The following is an 18,133-nucleotide window of genomic DNA, read 5'->3' as shown; positions in this document are numbered from 1 at the left end:
GGACACCGAGGACTTCACCGCCTCGGCGGCACAGACCAGCCCTTACGAATGCCCGAACTCGGCCGCCACCTCGTCGGTGACATCCGGCACGGACCCGGAATCCCGCGCCGGCCGCAACGGGAACGGATCCACCCGCGTCTCGTCGATCACCGGCGCGGCCGGCTGCGGCGGCTTCGGCATCACCGCGGCCTCGGAGTGCCCACCGCACCCGTACGCCAGCGACACCACCCGGCCGTCGGCCGGTGAGAACTCGTTCGCGCAGACCCCGAAGGCCTGCCCCAGCGATCCCCCGATCGGCGCGAGGAAGCCACACGTCACGCACGCCGCGGGAGCCGCCTGCGCCATCGGGGTCTTCGGCCCGAACGACTCCTCCCAGCGATCGGCCGCCACATGCAGGCCGTACCGCGACAGCACCCGGGCGCGCCGCATGCCCAGTTCCTCGGCGACCGCCGCGATGGAGCCCCGGGTCGGCACGGCCGGCAGGGTGGCCGGCGGTCCGGCGGTGACCTCCGCGTCCTCGGCCTCGACCAGCTCCGCCATGTCCTCGGAGACCGCGGAACTCGGCAGCGGCACCTCCTCGCCGGTCCAGCCCGGCTCCAGCCGCAGGTCCTCGGCGTCCGTGGGCAGCAGGTCGCCCGGCCCCATGTCACCGGGCCGCAGCCGCTCGCTCCACGGCACCCACTCGGGTGCCAGCAGCGCGTCCGGGCCGGGCAGCAGCACGACCTCGTCCAGCGTCACGACCTTCGCGCGCGACGCCCGCGCCACGGTCACCGCCCAGCGCCAGCCGCGGTACCCGAATTCCTTGCACTCGAAGAAGTGCGTGACAACGCGGTCGCCCTCGGAGGCCAGACCCGAGTGTTCCCCGACCACTCCGGGCGCGGCGGCCTCCTCGGCCGCGGCGCGGGCTAGGTCCACGGCCTCGGCGCACAGGCGGTCGGGGGTGCGGCTTCGCGTTGTCGCTGCGCTCACAGGTATCGCTTCTCTCCTACGCCGTCGCTCGGTGCGCCTGCCTGAAGGCGACGGGCCGGACGGAGCGGACCTGGGGACCGCGTCGACGTCCGCGCCCTGTCGCGCTCGGGCGCACCTGTGTCATCCATTCTGCGGGATGGCCGAGAGGCGCGCGGCCGAGAACGTTCGCCACGGCGCGCTACGCACGCTACCCCTTCACCGCCGCTGGGCCTACACCGACGGGACATGATCGCCACTAAGAGCGCGTCCATACGCGCCGGAACCGCACTACTGACCCCCATCTCAGGGCACTATGAACGTCGTGGCAACCGCAAGGTCGCCCCAAGGCACCTCCGGGACCGGCGGAGTCGAGGGGCACAACCGAAGCGGCGGAGCGGACCGTAGGGGCGGCCGGCTCCGCTCGTTCACCCGTGCTCTGCACTTCCCGGTGACCGGCACCGCCCGCGGTATCCGCAAGGCCACGCACGCGCACGGCGCCGGCGAGTCCGGCCTCGGCAAGCTGATCGAGCTGCACGCCGTGAACGGCGCGGGCGACGTCATGATCACCATCGCCCTCGCCTCCACCGTCTTCTTCTCGGTCCCGACCGACGAGGCGCGCGGCCGGGTCGCGCTCTACCTCGCGATCACGATGGCGCCCTTCACCCTCCTCGCCCCCGTGATCGGCCCCCTGCTCGACCGCGTCCCGCACGGCCGGCGCGCGGCGATGGCGGGCGCGATGCTGGCGCGGGCGCTGCTCGCGCTGGTGCTGTCCGGCGCGGTGATCACCGGCGGCATCGAGCTCTACCCGGCGGCGCTCGGCGTGCTGGTCGCGTCGAAGGCGTACGGCGTGGTCAGAAGCGCGGTCGTGCCCCGGCTCCTGCCGCCCCGGTTCTCCCTGGTGAAAGCCAACTCCCGGGTCACGCTCGGCGGCCTGCTCGCCACCGGCGTGGCCGCGCCGATCGGGGCGGGGCTCCAGGCGCTCGGCCCGCGCTGGCCGCTCTACGGCGCCTTCGTCATCTTCGTTGCCGGAACGGTTCTCTCCTTCACCCTGCCGCACACGGTCGACTCGGCGAAGGGCGAGGACACGGCGCTGCTCGCGGCGGACGAGGCCCATCTGCACGGCCCGCACCGCAAGCCGGTCAAGCGACCGGGTCTGCGCACGGTCGGCATCGCGGTCACGCACGCCCTGGGCGTCAACGCGGCGATCCGCTGCCTGGCCGGGTTCCTGATCTTCTTCCTGGCGTTCCTGCTCCGGGAGCATCCGCTGGCCGGGCAGAGCGCGGCGGTGTCGCTGGGCATGGTGGCGGTCGCCGCCGGGGTGGGCAACGCGCTGGGCACGGCGGTCGGGGCGTGGCTGAAGGCGCGGGCGCCGGAGCTGATCATCGTGACCGTCGTCGCGGTCGAGCTGGCGGTCGCGGTCACGGCGGCGCTGTTCTTCAGCGCGTTCCTCGTGGCGTGCCTGGCGGCGGTGGCCGGGTTCGCGCAGGCGCTGGCCAAGCTGTCGCTGGACGCGCTGATCCAGCGGGACGTACCGGAACTGGTGCGCACCTCGGCGTTCGCCCGCTCGGAGACGCTGCTCCAGATGTCCTGGGTGCTGGGCGGCGCGATCGGCATCGCCCTGCCGCTGAACGGCACCCTGGGCATGTCGGTGGCCGCCGTCGTGCTGGCCGCCGGCTGGCTGACCACCGTCCGCGGCCTGCTCAGCTCCGCGCGCCACGGCGGACGTGGCCGCCCGCGAGTGGCCTAACCCACGGCACGCCCCGTACCCCCGCATGGGGAGGCGGCCGGGCGTGCCCGATAGCCTTCGCCCATGACCATGCAATCCGCTGTGCGACGCCGCCGCGCCGTCGCCGCCGCCGGCGCCGTTTCCGCCGGACTGCTCGTCCTGTCGGCATGCGACAAGCCGTCGCCCATGTCGACGATCACCGTCGGTTCCAGCTCGGTCAGCTCCGAGGCGACCTGCTACGACGACGGTGCCGTCCTGAAGACCACGGAGCTGTCCGGGTGCCTGAAGGACACCGGCATCAAGACCATCTCGGTCGACCCCGACGAAACCGTCCGCTTCGGTGTGGACCCCAAGATCGCGGACCAGGGCTGGACGATCCTGATGAACGGCCAGCCGCTCACCGACGCCAGCACCAAGACCTACCGGACCATCCCCGGCAGCGTGTTCTTCAACGCGCAGTACGGCGCCCAGGGCAACTCCACGCTGGTCTCCATCAAGGAGGGCGAGCAGGACGTCACCGGCCTGTGGTCCTTCAAGCTGAAGAAGGACGCCTGACCACGTCGGGCGTCCGGATCCTCGTGGCCACCGCGGTCCCCGCCGAACGGGACGCGGTGGCACGGGCGTTCCCCGGCTCCGCCGCCGAGGTACCGCTGCCCGGCGCCGGAGTCACCCCGGCCGGCCTGCGCCGTCTCCCGGCCGGCCCCGACCTGCTCGCCGCCGGTGTGGGTCCCGCGCTGGCAGCCGCCCGCACGGCGACCGCCCTCACCACCGCCGCCCTGCGCGGCAGCCCCTACGCCCTGGTCGTCTCGGCCGGCATCGCGGGCGGCTTCGTCCCGCGGGCGCCCGTCGGCTCGCTGGTCGTCGCCGACGAGATCACCGCCGCCGACCTGGGGGCCGAGACCGCGGAGGGCTTTCTCCCCGTCACCGACCTGGGCTTCGGCACCGTCACCCACCGTCCACCGGAAGCACTCGTACGGGACACGGCGACCGCCACCGGAGCCCGCCCCGGCACGATCCTCACCGTCTCCACGGTGACCGGCACCGCCGCCCGCGCCGCCACCCTGGGCGAGCGCCACCCCCGTGCCCTCGCCGAGGCCATGGAGGGCTTCGGGGTCGCCGAGGCCGCCGCCGCGCACGGCACGCCCGTTCTGGAGCTGCGGGCGATCTCCAACCCCGTCGGCCCACGCGACCGCGCCGCCTGGCGGATCGGCGAGGCGCTCACCGCGCTCACGGACGGCTTCGGGAAGCTCGCCCCCGTACTGGAGAGTTGGAAACCGGCATGAGCCGACTGCACATCGCGTACTCGCCCTGCCCCAACGACACCTTCGTCTTCGACGCCCTCGCCCACGGCCGGGTCCCCGGCGCGCCCGGGCTCGACGTGACCTTCGCGGACATCGACATCACCAACGGCATGGCCGAGCGCGGCGAGTTGGACGTGCTGAAGGTGTCGTACGCCGTACTGCCGTACGTCCTCGGCACCTACACCCTGCTGCCGTGCGGCGGCGCGCTGGGCCGGGGCTGCGGCCCGCTGGTGCTGACCCGGGAGCCGGGCACCGACCTGACCGGCCGTACGGTCGCGGTGCCGAGCGAGAAGTCGACGGCGTACCTGCTGTTCCGGCTGTGGGCCGCCGACACGCTGCCCGGCGGGGTGGGCGAGATCGTGGTCATGCCGTTCCACGAGATCATGCCCGCGGTGCGGGACGGGAAGGTCGACGCGGGCCTGGTCATCCACGAGGCGCGCTTCACCTACCAGAACTACGGCCTGCACAAGCTCGCCGACATGGGCGAGCACTGGGAGGACACCACCGGGCTGCCGATCCCACTGGGCGCGATCATCGCCAGGCGGTCGCTGGGGGCGGAGAAACTGACGCGGCTCGCCGACGCCGTACGCACGTCCGTGCAGCTGGCCTGGGAGAACCCCGCGGTGTCCCGCCCGTACGTCATGGCGCACGCCCAGGAGATGGACCCGGTCGTCGCCGACCAGCACATCGGGCTGTACGTCAACGAATTCACCGCGGGTCTCGGTGAGGACGGCTATGCGGCCGTACGCGGTCTGCTCACACGTGCGGCGGCCGAGGGACTGGTTCCGCCCCTCGGCCCGGATGCGCTGGATTTCCCCTAGAAGGGTTTATACGTCGAGCTGGTCGGCGACCGCGCGGAGGAGACCGGCGATCTGCTTGCCGGAGGTTTTGTCGGGGTAACGGCCCTTTTCGAGCATCGGCGTGATGTTCTCCAGGAGCGTGGTCAGATCCTGGACGATGGACGCGAGTTCGTCCGGCTTCTTGCGCTGGGCGGCCGCGACCGACGGGGTGGGGTCCAGGATGGTGACCGACAGGGCCTGGTCGCCGCGCTGCCCGGCGACGACCCCGAACTCCACGCGCTGACCCGGCTTGAGCGTCTCGACTCCGGCGGGGAGAACCGAGGAATGGACGAAGACGTCACCGCCGTCGTCACGGGAGAGAAAGCCGAAGCCCTTCTCGCTGTTGAACCACTTGACCTTGCCGGTAGGCACGTCTGTCCTCGTCCTCGTACTCGTCGGAAAACTGCTTCTGAAACGGCTCTTGATAGCACTTGGGCGGGTCGTCCGTGACCCGCCGGTACCAAGGCTAATGGTCTTCAGGCCGGTGACAAGACGTCGCCCGGTTGTTCCTTCGCGCTGGGAACTACCCTGGTCCGGTGCGTGACAAAACCCAACCGAATTCCGCCGGGCCCGGTGACCGACTGATCCGTGCCGGTGCCGTCGTCTTCATCGTCGGAGCCGTGGCCACTCTGGTCACAGTGGCTCCGCTGTTCCTCGGTACGACGCCTTTTCCCACGTACATGTTCGGATTGAGCATGCTCATGGGCGCCGGCTTCCTCATCGCCGGAGCGGGGATGCTCCGGGCGATCGCGGCGGGGCGGCGTCAGGCGCGCGGCGCGTCGAGATAGGCCGAAAGCCATTCCGGGAACTCGCCGAGGCCGGTGAGTACGGCGTCGGCGCCCGCCAGCCGCAGTTCCTCGGCGTCGCACGGGCCGGTCGCCACCGTCACCGACAGCGCGCCGGCGGCGCGGGCGCCGCGTACGTCGCCGGTGTGGTCGCCGACGTACACACCCGCGCCGTGCTCGCGCAGCGCCGCCGCCTTCGCCTCCGCCCACATGTCGCCGACCACCGCGTCGGGCTCGATGCCGAGGTGGGCGAGGTGCAGCTTGGCGTTGGGCTCGTACTTGGCGGTGACCACGACCGTGCGCCCACCGGCCGCCCGTACCGCCGCCATCGCCTCGTGCGCGCCGGGCATGGCGGGGGTCGCGGCGATGGCGATGTCCGGGTACATCGCCCGGTAGACATCGGCGATCGCGGCGACCTGGTCCGCCGGGAACCAGTGCCGCAGCTCCTGCTCCAGCGGCGGCCCCAGCCGGGTGATCGCGAGATCGGCGTCGATGTACGTCCCCGTCCGCTCGGCCAGCGCCGTGTAGCAGGCGTGGATGCCGGGGCGGGAGTCGATGAGCGTCATGTCGAGGTCGAAGCCGACGGTGAGCGGGCGCGAGGTCATGCCGGCCATTGTGCCCAGTCACCCCACGGGCAGGTGAACGGGGTACGACGGAGCGTCCCAAGGCCAGGCCCGGGGAACCGCGCGACCGGTCACGACGGCGCCGCACCGAACCGACGACCGCCCCCGGTTCATCCCTTGCGCTGCGACCGCCACACCAGGAACAGCGCCGACGCCACGGCCGCGCCCCGCAGCACCCAGGGCCAGGTATCGGACAGGGCCTCGTTCATGTGACCGTCGGCGACCGGGGCGCCCCAGCGGCCGTCGAGCCTGCCCCACAGCCAGCCGAATCCGGCGACGACCGCGGCGCCCGGCAGTACCATCACCGCCCACTTCATCTCCCACCTGGTCAGCCGGCGGGAGGCGTACGCGATGAGCCAGCCGAGGGCGAGCGGGAGCAGGTTGCCGAGCACAGCACCGGCGACGAGGAGAGCGGCGGCGAGCAGCAGGAGGGGGTTGTTCCACCTCCCGGGCGACGGCAGGAGCCGGCGCCGCGCGGCGCCCCGGCCAGGGGCCGGCTCCACCTCGGCCTCCGGGGCCTTGTCGACCACCGGCTCCGGCTCGGAGTCCTTCTCCTCCGGCGGCCTGAGCAGTTCCGGGATCTCCACGCCCCCGACGAACCCGGGCACGCTGTCGCCGACGCCGAAGGGGCTGCTGTCCACCCGCCACCAGTCGGGCTGGGTGGCGCTGTCCCCGAGTTCGTCCTCGCCCGCGCGGTGCGGTGGGGCGGGGGCGCCGGCGGGCGGGGGCGGGGCCTCCCGTTCGGCGGGCCGGGGCCGCGGCACGACCCTGCGCAGCCCCCTGACCTTCGGCTGCGGGTCCTTCTCCCGTGGCTCCCGTGGCTCCCGTGGCTCCCGCGCGCCCCGTGTCTGCCGTGACTCCCGCGTCTTGCGCGGTTCGGGCACGGCGGCGGCCGACGTCTCCACCGTGCCGCTCCCGCCCTTCCCGGCGGCGTCGACCACCTCGTCCGGGCTGCCCATACGGGACAGGATGCGGCGGACGGCGGCGGGGCTGTCGACGACGGACCTGGCGCGGCGCCGGCCGATCTCGTCGCGCAGCTCGGAGACCAGGCGCATCCGGGTGGCGGAGGGCAGCTGCCGTTGCTGAGCCACGTCACCGACGCGGCTCAGGTACTCGTAGACGACCTTGTCGCTCTCGATCCCCACGCTGTCCCCTCCGGGGCGGGTGTGCCGGTTTCCGCGCGCACGACGTTAGCGCAGGGCGGCACACCCGACGCCACGTCAGAGCGGCCCGCCCGCGCGCGGGTTCGTGCCCCGGGCGCCACGGCCGTACCGGCGAACGGCATGGTGGCCGCACCGGCCGGGGCACCGGCGGTCGGCCCCGGCTGACCGCCGACCCGCTACCGTGGACCGGATGAGCACCGAGGAGAAGCCGGCGGCCCCGCGTTCCCTCGCGGAGGCGCTTCGCGCGCGGGACGACGACTCGCTGTCCGCGCTCCTGCGCGGCCGGCCCGATCTCATCACGCCCGTCCCCACCGACCTCACCCAGCTCGCCACCCGCGCCGGCACCCGCGCCTCGGTGGTCCGCGCCCTGGAGCGGCTGGACCGCTTCGCCCTCCAGACGGCCGAGGCCCTGGCCGTGGCGGCCGACCCGGCGACCTACGCGGAACTGCTCGGGCTCATGGCCGGCGACGACGGCGACCCGCTCGTGACCGCCGCCCTGCCGCGCGGCCTCGGCACCCTGCGCGAGCTGGCCCTGGTGTGGGGTCCCGACGACCGGCTGCGCCTGGTGCGCACGGCACGTGAGCTGCTCGCCCCGACGCCGCAGCATCCGTCCCCGACCGGGCTGGGCCCGACCGTCCAGGAGGCGACGTCCGGGATGTCGCCGGGCCGGATCCAGGATCTCGTCACGGCCGCCGGGCTGCCCTCCACGCACGACTCCGTCTCCGCTACGGCCGCGCTCACCGGTCTGTTCACCGACCGCACCCGCATGTCCGCGCTGCTCGACGAGGCCCCGGCCGCCTCGGTGGAAGTGCTGGAGCGGCTCGTGTGGGGCCCGCCGTACGGCCAGGTCACGGCCGACCCGGCGCCCCGGCTGCGCTGGCTGCTGGACCGCGGGCTGCTGCTGCCGACGGCGCCCGGCACGGTCGTGCTCCCCCGTGAGGTCGCCCTGCATCTGCGGGCCGGCCGGGCGCACCGCGCGCCGGAGCCGGTGGCGCCGCCCGTGGAGACGGCGGCCACGCACCGTCCACAGGTTGTGGACGCCACGGCGGCCGGGCAGGCGTACACCACCCTGGCGACCGTCGAGGACCTGCTGAAGGACTGGGACGAGGGCGGCCCGGCGGTGCTCCGGGCGGGCGGGCTCAGCGTCCGTGACCTGAAGCGGACCGCCGTCGCGCTCGACGTGTCCGAACCGGTCGCGGCGTTCTGGGTCGAGCTGGCCTACGCGGCTGGCCTGATCGCCTCCGACGGCGAGGCCGACGAGCGGTACGCCGCGACCCCTGCCTACGACGAGTGGCTGGAGCAGCCCGCCGCCGAGCGCTGGACACGGCTGGCGCAGACCTGGCTGACGGGGACCCGGACGGCCGGGCTCGTGGGCGGCCGGGACGCCAAGGACCGTGCGCTGGCCGCTTTGGGCCCGGGCCTCGACCGGTCGGCCGCCCCGGACGTACGGCACCGGGTGCTGGGTCTGCTGGCGGAGCTGCCGGAGGGCGCGGCCCCGGCGCGCGAGTCGGTGCTGGCGCGGCTGCGGTGGGAGCGGCCGCTGCGGCGGGACCCACAGCGGGATTCGCAGCGGGACACCGGCCCTGACGCCGATCTGCGGGTACGGCTCGCCCGGTGGGCGCTCTCCGAGGCCGAGTTGCTCGGCGTGACCGGACGAGGGGCGCTGTCGGCGCACGGGCGGGCGCTGCTGGGGGCCCACGCCCCGGCGCACGCGCCCGACGAGGAGCCCGAGGGCCCCGGTGACAAGCTGCCCGTGCACCACCGCCCCGTCCCACGTCTCGCACCCCTCACCCCGGCCGAGCAGTCCGTCGCCTCCGCGACAGCCGCCCGGCTGCTCGCGCCGCTGCTGCCCGAGCCGCTGGACCACGTCCTGCTCCAGGCCGATCTGACGGCGGTGGCGCCCGGCCCGCTGCAGCGGCACCTCGCCGACATGCTGGACGTGCTCGCCGACGTGGAATCCAAGGGCGGCGCGACCGTCTACCGCTTCACACCCGCCTCCGTACGGCGCGCCCTGGACGCCGGCCGCGCCGCCTCCGACCTGCACGCCTTCCTCACCGAGCACTCCCGTACGCCGGTGCCGCAGCCGCTGGCCTACCTCATCGACGACGTGGCCCGCAGACACGGACATCTGCGCGTGGGCGCCGCCTCCGCGTACGTGCGCTGCGACGACGACGCGATGCTCAACGAGATCCTCGCCGACAAGCGGTCCGCCGGACTGCGGCTGCGCCGCCTCGCGCCGACCGTGCTGGCCGCGCAGGCCGACCCGGCGGCCCTGCTGGAGGGGCTGCGCGCGATGGGCTTCGCGCCCGCCGCCGAGTCCGCGGAGGGCGACGTGCTGATCACACGCGCGCACGCCCACCGCACCCCGCCGCGCACCCCGCCCGAGCCGGTGCCGGAGGGCCCGCCCGCGCCCGATCCGACGCTGCTCGCTGCCGCGATCCGCGCGATCAGGGCGGGCGACCTGGCCTCGACGACCCCACGGAAGTCCCCGGAGCCCGCCGCCGACGGCGCCCTGCCGCGCACCAGCTCCGCCGAGACCCTCGCCACCATGCAGGCCGCCGTCCTGACCGGCCAGGCCCTGTGGATCGGGTACGTCAACGCCGAGGGCGCCGCCAGTCAGCGGGTGATCGCGCCGGTGCGGGTGGAGGGCGGCTTCGTGACGGCGTACGACCACACCGCGGACGAGGTCCGCACCTATCCGCTGCACCGGATCACGGGCGTGGCGGAGCTGGCGGACGAGTAGCCGGCCTCACCCCTTCGGGCGTACACCGCGATTCATGCACGCCACGCCGGACACTTCCCACCCATGAGGGAGCTTGGGGAACGTCCCGCATCGCCGTGCCGTGGGCCGGGCAGCCACCGGGAGTCCTGATCATGCCCGAGCCGACCCGCACAAGGGACTCGGGCGAGCACATCCGAAAGGAACCCCCCATGCGAGCTGCCCGTCGTGTCGCCGCCGTGCTGACCACCACCGCCGTGATGCTCGGCGCCCTCACCACCCAGGCCGCTGCCATCGCCATCGACGTCGCCGGACTGGTCCTGGAGACGCCGCAGATCTGACGCGCCGCGCGTCCATCGGGCCGGTCCCTGCGTCCCGGGCCCGGCCCGCCCCGACAGTCCCCCTGAAAGGTCCTGACGTCCCCATGCGTTCCAAGCTCCCCGCCCGCGCCCACAGTGCCCTCGCCGTCACCGCCGCTGCAGTGGTGACCGCGGCCGCCCTCGTCGCCGTGCTCGTGCCCGAGGCCTCCGCGGCGCCACTGCCCCTGCCGATCGCGCAGGCCGGCGAGCCCCTCGTCAACGTCGACGGGCACGTCTTCGCCCAGCCGCTGATCAACAACTTCACCCTGCCCACTCCGAGGTAGCCCGGCGCATCCGGTAGCTGTCCCCTTCGAGGCGGACGATCTCGGCGTGGTGGGCGAGCCGGTCCACCATCGCCGGGGCGGCGGGGCCGCCGAACACCTCGTCCCACCGCGCCGGCGGGCGGTCACCGGTCACGACCAGCGAACCCCGCTCGTAGCGGTGCGCGACGAGCCGGAAGAAGAGCTGCGAGGTGTCGGCGTCGAACGGCAGATAGCCGACCTCGTCGACGATCAGCAGGGCGTAGGCGTCGAGGCGGCGAAGTTCGTCGGTGAGCCGGCCGTCGGCCTGCGCCCCCGCCAGCCGCGCCGCCCACTCGCCCGCGGTCGCGAACAGCACCCGGTGCCCGGCCTGGCAGGCACGCACCCCGAGGCCGACCGCGAGATGCGTCTTGCCGGTGCCGGGCGGCCCGGTGAAGACGACGTTGCGGCGGGCGGTGACGAAGTCCAGCTTGCCGAGCCGGGCCACGGCCTCGCGGTCGAAGGACCGCAGATGCTCGGCGTCGAAGTCCTCCAGCAGTTTGCGGGCGGGGAACCCGGCGGCACGCAGCCGGTCCTCGGCGCTCGGCGCCTGATCACGCTGGGACGGGATGACGGCCTTCTCGGGCGGTCCGGCCTCGGCGGCGCGTTGCTGCTGTGGCTGGTGGGAGGAGGAGTGGTGGGCCCGCTCGGCCTGCGCCGCCATCGGCCCCGACATGTACGCCAGGATCGCCGCCGACGCGATGAACGCCATGTGGATCACCGTGCCCCACAGCAAGGAGTGCCGGGAGGTGTGGTGCACATCCACGAACATCTGGAGCAGATGCACCGACGAGATGCCCACGATGGCCGTGGCAAGCTTGACCTTCAGCACGTTGGAGTTCACGTGCGAGAGCCATTCCGGCTGGTCACGGTGGCCCTGCAGACCGATGCGGGACACGAACGTCTCGTAGCCGCCGACGATCACCATGATCAGCAGATTGGCGATCATGACGACGTCGACGAGCTTGAGCACGGCGAGCATGACGTAGGTCTCTGTCGCCTGCCCGGTCACGCACCGGAGCACTAAGGCCCAGAGTTCGTTGAAGAATTTGTAGACGTACACCCCCTGGGCGGCCACGAGGCCGAAGTACAGCGGAGCCTGCAGCCAGCGCGTGGCGAACAGCGCGTAGCCGAGCGTGGTGGTCGGCGGGGACGGGGCACTGGTGATGTCCTGCACGCCGTGCACAACGATCAGGCACACTGGACGTTTGGCCCGCGCGGAAGGAATGTAAGTACGTGAACGGTCCACTCATCGTCCAGTCCGACAAGACTCTCCTGCTGGAGGTTGACCACGAGCGCGCCGACGACTGCCGTCGCGTGATCGCGCCGTTCGCGGAGCTGGAGCGCGCGCCGGAGCACATCCACACCTACCGCGTGACCCCGCTCGGGCTGTGGAACGCGCGTGCCGCGGGCCACGACGCCGAGCAGGTGGTGGACGCGCTGGTGGAGTACAGCCGCTACCCGGTGCCGCACGCGCTGCTCGTGGACATCGCCGAGACGATGGACCGCTACGGGCGGCTGACGCTGAGCAAGCACCCCGCGCACGGCCTGGTGCTCACCACCACCGACCGGCCGGTGCTGGAGGAGGTGCTGCGCTCGAAGCGGATCGCACCGCTGGTCGGCACCCGAATCGACCCGGACACCGTGGCCGTGCACCCCTCCGAGCGCGGGCAGGTCAAGCAGGTGCTGCTGAAGCTGGGCTGGCCGGCCGAGGACCTCGCCGGCTACGTCGACGGCGAGGCGCACCCGATCGAACTGGACGAGGACGGCTGGGCGCTGCGGCCCTACCAGAAGCAGGCCGTGGAGAACTTCTGGCACGGCGGGTCCGGGGTCGTCGTCCTGCCCTGCGGTGCCGGCAAGACGCTGGTCGGCGCCGGGGCCATGGCGCAGGCGAAGTCGACGACGCTCATCCTCGTGACCAACACCGTCTCGGCCCGGCAGTGGAAGCACGAGCTGGTGAAGCGGACCTCGCTGACCGAGGAGGAGATCGGCGAGTACAGCGGGACGAAGAAGGAGATCCGGCCCGTCACCATCGCCACGTACCAGGTGCTGACGACCCGGCGGAAGGGTATCTATCCGCACCTGGAGCTGTTCGACTCCCGTGACTGGGGACTCGTCGTCTACGACGAGGTGCATCTGCTGCCCGCCCCGGTCTTCAAGTTCACGGCGGACCTCCAGGCGCGGCGGCGGCTGGGGCTGACCGCGACGCTGGTGCGGGAGGACGGCCGGGAGTCGGACGTGTTCTCGCTGATCGGGCCGAAGCGGTTCGACGCGCCGTGGAAGGAGATCGAGGCACAGGGGTACATCGCGCCCGCCGACTGTGTCGAGGTCCGGGTCAACCTCACGGACTCCGAGCGGCTGGCGTACGCGACGGCCGAGCCCGAGGAGAAATACCGCTTCTGCTCGACGACCGAGACCAAGCGCAAGGTGACGGAGGCGATCGTGCGCCGGTTCGCCGGTCAGCAGATCCTCGTGATCGGGCAGTACATCGACCAGCTCGACGAGTTGGGGGAGCATCTCGGCGCGCCGGTGATCAAGGGCGAGACGTCCAACGCCCAGCGCGAGAAGCTCTTCGACGCCTTCCGGCAGGGCGAGATCAGCGTCCTGGTCGTCTCCAAGGTCGCCAACTTCTCCATCGACCTGCCCGAGGCGACCGTCGCCGTCCAGGTGTCCGGGACCTTCGGCTCGCGGCAGGAGGAGGCCCAGCGGCTGGGACGTGTGCTGCGCCCGAAGGCCGACGGCCACCAGGCGCACTTCTACTCGGTCGTCGCCCGGGACACGATCGACCAGGACTTCGCGGCCCACCGCCAGCGGTTCCTGGCCGAGCAGGGGTACGCGTACCGGATCATGGACGCCGACGAGTTGCTCGCCGGGAGCTGACGCCCCAGCAGCGTGCGCAGGGCCGCGGCGGTCAGCGCCGCCAGGCCCAGGAGCGGGTAGGGCGAGGCCAGCGGCTGCTGCCACCAGGGGAGCTGGAGGTCCAGGTCGCCCTGGTGCGGCACGAGCCACATGCTGCGCGCCGTGAAGAGGAACGCCACGGCGAGCGCCAGCCGGACGCGGCCGTCCGCCAGCAGTACGGCGATGACGGGGACGCACCAGACCCAGTGGTGGGACCAGCTGATGGGTGAGACCAGCAGCGCGGTGACGGCCGTCAGGAGCAGGGCGTGGCGGTCGTCCGGCGTGCGGTGGACGAGCCACAGGGCGGCGGCCGCGACGACCAGCGCGGGCGCCAGCCAGGCGGAGCCCGGCGCCGGGTCGCCCAGTGCGCGGGCGAGCAGGCCCTGGAGCGACTGGTTGTCGATGATCCAGGGCTTGCCCACCCGGTCGGTCTGGTAGATACGGCGCAGCCAGAAGTCCGCGCTGGCGCCGGGGAGGACCAGCGCGCCGAGGGCCACGGTCGCCGTGAGGGCGGCGGTCGCGGCGGCGGCCTCGCGGTGGCGGCCGCGCAGCAGCAGATACGCGATGAAGACGGCCGGCGTCAGCTTGATGCCGGCCGCGATGCCCACGGCCACGCCCTTGCCGGGGGCGCGGGGCGGGCGGGTCAGGTCCCACAGGACCAGGCAGGCGAGGGCGAGGTTGATCTGCCCGTAGAGCAGGGTCTGGAAGACCGGCTCCAGCCAGAGGGCGAGCGCGGTGACCGCGCAGAGGGCCGGAAGTCGCAGCGGGCGGCCCGCCAGGCGGGCGGAGAGGTGGACCAGCCAGGCGGTGAGCAGCATGTTGGCCGCGAGGAAACCGGCCTTCAGGGCCGCGACGGGGATCCAGGCGGCAGGGGTGAACAGGAGTGCGGCGAAGGGCGGATAGGTGGCGGGGAGGTGCCACCGGGTGACGGTGAAGCCGTAGAGGTCATGGCCGTGCAGGACGGCCGCGCCCTCGGCCCGGTACACCAGGGCGTCGGCCATGGCCGGGTGGCGCACGACGCACAGGACGGCGAGGGCCGCCACGGAGACGGCCAGGAGTGTCACGGGCGCTGCCGAGCGTGGTCGTCTCGTCACGTCGTGACACTAGACGCTCACTTGCGGCGGACGCCCGCCTCCTCGCCGTACTCACCGAGGATGACCACATCGAACGCGGCGCCCGCGAACACCCGCACGGCACGCAGGGCTTCGCCGAGGCGATGCCGGTGGCTGCCGGTGAGGGCCGTGGCACCGGAGGGGCGGTGCGGCGCGGGGGCCGGGGTGAAAGTCGCTGCACTCATGTGTCCATGGTGGGTTTCGCACCGTGGATGCGGCATCGGTCTGGGGACCGAACCTGGACGGCCCCGGGGTAGCCCCTGAGAGGGAGCGGTGGCCCTGAGGGGGAGGACCCGGGAGGACCCGTCCCCTGGGGGCCGTGGGGGTGCGCCGGCCCGCGGGCGGGGTGGCGCGGCCGGCGGGAGAAAATCCGTTGGCCCGCCCTCGGCCGCTCACCTAGAATCTCCGCTCTTGCCCGCCTCCCTCGGGGAGCGCCGCCACCCGGCCGGAAGCCGGGGGCATCCCGCATCGCACCCCTAGCTCTCCGGAGGCACCGCCGTGTCCACGCCCGCCGCCGATCCGCTCAGCCGTGAGCGCTCCCACCTGTCCGCGTCCCGTGCCGCGCTGCGGGCCATGCGGGAGGACGTCGAGTCCCTCGACATCGGTGACGTCACCGCGAACTGGGTCAACGCCCAGATCCTGGAACGCCAGATCGGCGAGCGCATCAAGGCCCTCGCCGACCTCAGCCACACCCCGCTGTTCTTCGGCCGTCTGGACTATCTGCACGCTCCCGGCGCGGAGCGGGCCGAGGGCGCGGGTGGCGAACGCCCACGGCCGGAGGACGCTTACCGGACACTGCACATCGGGCGCCGTCATGTGCACGACGCGAACGGCGACCCGATGGTGATCGACTGGCGCGCGCCGGTCTCACAGCCGTTCTACCGGGCCTCCAAGAAGGACCCGATGGACGTCGGGCTGCGCCGCCGATTCGGTTACACAGGCGGGGAGTTGACGGCGTACGAGGACGAGCACCTGTCCGACCCGGCCGAGGTGGCGCAGGCCAGCAAGCTGCTCCAGCGGGAGATCGAGCGCCCGCGTGTCGGTCCGATGCGCGACATCGTCGCCACCATCCAGCCGGAGCAGGACGAGATCGTGCGCAGCGGGCTGGGCGGCACGGTGTGCGTGCAGGGCGGCCCCGGCACCGGGAAGACCGCGGTCGGCCTGCACCGCGTGGCCTACCTCCTCTACGCCCACCGCGACCGGCTGGCCCGCACCGGCACCCTCGTGATCGGACCGAACCGCTCGTTCCTCCACTACATCGAGCAAGTGCTCCCGGCACTGGGTGAGTTGTCGGTCCGGCAGGCGACGGTCGACGACCTGGTGGCGCACGTGGAGGTGCGCGGCACGGACGACGCGGCGGCGGCGCTGGTCAAGGGGGACGCGAGGATGGCGGAGGTGGTCCGCCGGGCGCTGTACGCGCACGTGACGATGCCGTCGGAACCGGTCGTCGTGGTGCGCGGGTCACGGCGGTGGCGGGTGCCGGCGTACGAGGTCGAGGAGATGGTGCGGGAGTTGCTGGACCGGGGCATCCGGTACGGCGCCGCCCGCGAGGCCCTGCCGCAGCGGATCGCGCACGCCGTGCTGGTGCAGATGGAACGGTCGGGTGAGGCGCCGGACGACCGGGTGCAGGACGCGGTGGCCCGCGACAGCGCCGTGAAGGCGGCGGTCAAGACGATCTGGCCGGCGGTGGACCCGGCGAAGCTGGTGCTGCGGCTGCTGACCGACGCGGACTACCTGGCCGCGCACGCGGAGGGCGTGCTGGACGAGGACGAGCGCAAGACGGTTCTGTGGGCGCGGGCGGTGCGGTCGGTGAAGGCGGCCAGGTGGTCGGCGGCGGACGCCGTGCTGATCGACGAGGTGAAGGACCTGATCGACCGCACGCCGTCCCTCGGCCATGTCGTGCTCGACGAGGCGCAGGACCTCTCCCCCATGCAGTACCGGGCCGTCGGCCGTCGCTGCACCACCGGCTCCGCGACCGTCCTCGGCGACCTGGCGCAGGGCACCACGCCGTGGGCGACGCGCAGCTGGCCGGAGGCGCTGGCCCACCTGGGCAAGGACGACGCGGTGGTCGAGGAGCTGACGGCCGGTTTCCGTGTCCCGACGGACGTGATCGCCTACGCCTCACGGCTGCTGCCGCACATCGCGCCCGGGCTGAAGCCGGTGGCGTCGGTGCGGGAGAACCCCGGGGCGTTCGAGGTGCGGCAGGTCGGGGGCGACAGGGACGTGGTGGCGGCCTGCGCCGAGTCGCTCACGCACGAGGGCTCCATCGGCCTGATCGCCGCGGACGCCCGGATCCCGGCGCTCGCGCAGGCGCTGAGGTCGGCGGGGATCGACCACCTCGCCCCCGGCGAGGAGACGTCGCACGAGACCCGGCTGACCCTGGTCCCGGCCTCCCTGGCCAAGGGCCTGGAGTACGACTACGTGGTCCTGGACGAACCCCAGGCCGTCGTCGACGGCGAGCCGGACGAGCGGACGGGCCTGCGCCGGCTGTACGTGGCGCTGACCCGCGCCGTGTCGGGGCTGACGGTGACGCACGCGGCGCCGCTGCCTGCCCAGCTCAGCTGAGTCCGGCCCCGACGCGGGCCCGCGTGCCGCCCGGAACCGGCGCCACCTCGGTGCCGGCCGGCAGGCCCGGAGCGGCACGGATCACCCGCCGTCCAGCACGCCCCGCCACTCGGCGACCGCCGCCACCGACACCGAACCCTCCCAGCCGTCGGGGCGCGCCGCCCCGCCGATGTGGAACGCGTCGGCCCCGGCGGCCACCAGCCTGGGCACGTGCTCCAGCCGCAGGCCGCCGCCCACCAGGATCTGCTGCTCGTACCCCGGCTCGCCGCGCCGCCCCGCCTCGGCGAGCAGCACGGGCAGCCCCTCGTCCACACCGGCGGCCGCCCCGGCCGTCAGATAGGTGTCCAGGCCGGGCAGGCCGTCCAGCGCCTTGCGCAGCGCGTCCCGGTCCGCCGCCCGGTCGATCGCCCGGTGGAACGTCCACCGGCACCCCTCCAGCACGCCGACCACGCGTTCCACGGCGTCGAGGTCCACCCCACCGTCGGGGTCGAGGAACCCGAGCACGAACTCCTCGGCCCCGGCCTCCCGCATCCGCCCGGCCACCTCGGCGAGTCGCGCGATCTCCCCGGCCGCGAACCCGTCCGCCAGTCGCAGCATCACGCGCAGCGGAATGTCGACGGCGGCCCGGATCGCGACGAAGGTCTCGACGGACGGCGTGAGCCCGTCCGCCGCCATGTCGGTGACCAGTTCGAGGCGATCCGCACCTCCGGCCTGGGCGGCGATCGCGTCCTCGGCGTCGAGGGCGATCACCTCCAGGACTGCACGCGTGCTCATGGCACCCCTTTCTTGGGCATTC

General features: G+C 73.3%; 17 protein-coding genes and 1 pseudogene. 10 read left to right on the top strand and 8 right to left on the bottom strand.

All coding sequences use genetic code 11. The features are described 5' to 3' along the window. Positions 1 to 42: 42 nt before the first annotated feature. Positions 43 to 969, bottom strand: a complete 927-nt coding sequence (locus tag AB0O67_RS19845; RefSeq protein ID WP_365451753.1) for a DUF3027 domain-containing protein — start codon at positions 967 to 969, stop codon at positions 43 to 45. A 301-nt stretch (positions 970 to 1,270) separates the two neighbouring features. Here AB0O67_RS19845 and AB0O67_RS19840 point away from each other — a divergent pair, with 301 nt between their 5' ends. The 4 genes from AB0O67_RS19840 (at position 1,271) to AB0O67_RS19825 (ending at position 4,796) form a co-directional block, all read left to right on the top strand. Continuing rightward, complete coding sequence (locus AB0O67_RS19840) at positions 1,271 to 2,695, top strand: MFS transporter (protein WP_365451751.1); 1,425 nt, start codon at positions 1,271 to 1,273, stop codon at positions 2,693 to 2,695. 63 nt (positions 2,696 to 2,758) lie between these two features. Further along, the gene (locus AB0O67_RS19835; protein ID WP_365451749.1) at positions 2,759 to 3,229 is read left to right on the top strand and encodes a DUF2771 domain-containing protein; all 471 of its coding nucleotides are present in this window, start codon (positions 2,759 to 2,761) and stop codon (positions 3,227 to 3,229) included. Beyond that, complete coding sequence (locus AB0O67_RS19830; protein WP_365451747.1) at positions 3,199 to 3,957, top strand: futalosine hydrolase; 759 nt, start codon at positions 3,199 to 3,201, stop codon at positions 3,955 to 3,957. The genes AB0O67_RS19835 and AB0O67_RS19830 overlap by 31 nt, the downstream gene beginning before the upstream one ends. Next, positions 3,954 to 4,796, top strand: a complete 843-nt coding sequence (locus tag AB0O67_RS19825) for a 1,4-dihydroxy-6-naphthoate synthase (RefSeq protein WP_365451745.1) — start codon at positions 3,954 to 3,956, stop codon at positions 4,794 to 4,796. Before AB0O67_RS19830 ends, AB0O67_RS19825 begins: the two co-directional genes overlap by 4 nt. Before the next feature lie 6 nt (positions 4,797 to 4,802). Here AB0O67_RS19825 and AB0O67_RS19820 read toward each other — a convergent pair whose 3' ends face one another. Next, complete coding sequence (locus AB0O67_RS19820) at positions 4,803 to 5,186, bottom strand: cold-shock protein (protein WP_015659627.1); 384 nt, start codon at positions 5,184 to 5,186, stop codon at positions 4,803 to 4,805. A gap of 164 nt (positions 5,187 to 5,350) precedes the next feature. Between AB0O67_RS19820 and AB0O67_RS19815 the strand changes: the two genes are divergently transcribed. Next, positions 5,351 to 5,602, top strand: a complete 252-nt coding sequence (locus tag AB0O67_RS19815) for a hypothetical protein (protein ID WP_365451743.1) — start codon at positions 5,351 to 5,353, stop codon at positions 5,600 to 5,602. Here the strand turns inward: AB0O67_RS19815 and AB0O67_RS19810 are convergent. Continuing rightward, positions 5,578 to 6,213 (bottom strand): HAD family hydrolase, encoded by a 636-nt coding sequence (locus AB0O67_RS19810; protein WP_365451741.1) that lies wholly within the window; start codon positions 6,211 to 6,213, stop codon positions 5,578 to 5,580. The genes AB0O67_RS19815 and AB0O67_RS19810 overlap by 25 nt on opposite strands. Before the next feature lie 119 nt (positions 6,214 to 6,332). Further along, positions 6,333 to 7,367 carry a hypothetical protein gene (locus AB0O67_RS19805; protein WP_365451739.1) on the bottom strand — a complete coding sequence of 345 codons (1,035 nt, stop codon included), beginning with the start codon at positions 7,365 to 7,367 and terminating at the stop codon, positions 6,333 to 6,335. 208 nt (positions 7,368 to 7,575) lie between these two features. On the opposite strand from AB0O67_RS19805, the gene AB0O67_RS19800 reads away from it, so the two are divergent. The 3 genes from AB0O67_RS19800 (at position 7,576) to AB0O67_RS19790 (ending at position 10,747) form a co-directional block, all read left to right on the top strand. Then, on the top strand, positions 7,576 to 10,128 hold the full coding sequence (locus tag AB0O67_RS19800) for a helicase C-terminal domain-containing protein (protein WP_365451737.1): 2,553 nt from the start codon (positions 7,576 to 7,578) through the stop codon (positions 10,126 to 10,128). 188 nt (positions 10,129 to 10,316) lie between these two features. Beyond that, positions 10,317 to 10,445: a hypothetical protein gene (locus AB0O67_RS19795; protein ID WP_365451735.1), complete on the top strand. Its 129-nt coding sequence runs from the start codon at positions 10,317 to 10,319 to the stop codon at positions 10,443 to 10,445. Between the two features lie 83 nt (positions 10,446 to 10,528). After that, a complete protein-coding gene (locus tag AB0O67_RS19790; protein WP_365451733.1) occupies positions 10,529 to 10,747 on the top strand; it encodes a hypothetical protein in 219 nt (72 codons plus the stop codon). Here AB0O67_RS19790 and istB read toward each other — a convergent pair. Beyond that, positions 10,725 to 11,948, bottom strand: a complete 1,224-nt coding sequence (istB, locus tag AB0O67_RS19785; RefSeq protein ID WP_365451771.1) for an IS21-like element helper ATPase IstB — start codon at positions 11,946 to 11,948, stop codon at positions 10,725 to 10,727. The two genes, AB0O67_RS19790 and istB, sit on opposite strands and share 23 nt — an antisense overlap. Before the next feature lie 50 nt (positions 11,949 to 11,998). Between istB and AB0O67_RS19780 the strand changes: the two genes are divergently transcribed. Next, on the top strand, positions 11,999 to 13,642 hold the full coding sequence (locus AB0O67_RS19780; protein ID WP_365451731.1) for a DNA repair helicase XPB: 1,644 nt from the start codon (positions 11,999 to 12,001) through the stop codon (positions 13,640 to 13,642). Between the two features lie 20 nt (positions 13,643 to 13,662). Here AB0O67_RS19780 and AB0O67_RS19775 read toward each other — a convergent pair. Together AB0O67_RS19775 and AB0O67_RS19770 are read right to left on the bottom strand one after the other, a co-directional pair. Continuing rightward, positions 13,663 to 14,661: pseudogene (locus AB0O67_RS19775) on the bottom strand (glycosyltransferase 87 family protein); the annotation flags it as partial. A gap of 110 nt (positions 14,662 to 14,771) precedes the next feature. Further along, positions 14,772 to 14,957, bottom strand: a complete 186-nt coding sequence (locus tag AB0O67_RS19770) for a hypothetical protein (RefSeq protein ID WP_365451729.1) — start codon at positions 14,955 to 14,957, stop codon at positions 14,772 to 14,774. A gap of 313 nt (positions 14,958 to 15,270) precedes the next feature. Here AB0O67_RS19770 and AB0O67_RS19765 point away from each other — a divergent pair, with 313 nt between their 5' ends. Next, positions 15,271 to 17,337, top strand: coding sequence for an ATP-binding domain-containing protein (locus tag AB0O67_RS19765; protein ID WP_365451727.1), 2,067 nt, complete (start codon positions 15,271 to 15,273; stop codon positions 17,335 to 17,337). A gap of 81 nt (positions 17,338 to 17,418) precedes the next feature. Here the strand turns inward: AB0O67_RS19765 and AB0O67_RS19760 are convergent, their stop codons facing one another. After that, positions 17,419 to 18,111 carry a copper homeostasis protein CutC gene (locus AB0O67_RS19760; RefSeq protein ID WP_365451725.1) on the bottom strand — a complete coding sequence of 231 codons (693 nt, stop codon included), beginning with the start codon at positions 18,109 to 18,111 and terminating at the stop codon, positions 17,419 to 17,421. Between the last annotated feature and the right edge of the window lie 22 nt (positions 18,112 to 18,133).

This window comes from Streptomyces sp. NPDC086077, from assembly GCF_040686175.1.
Classification (GTDB): domain Bacteria; phylum Actinomycetota; class Actinomycetes; order Streptomycetales; family Streptomycetaceae; genus Streptomyces.
This window is presented reverse-complemented; position numbering and strand designations above follow the sequence as displayed.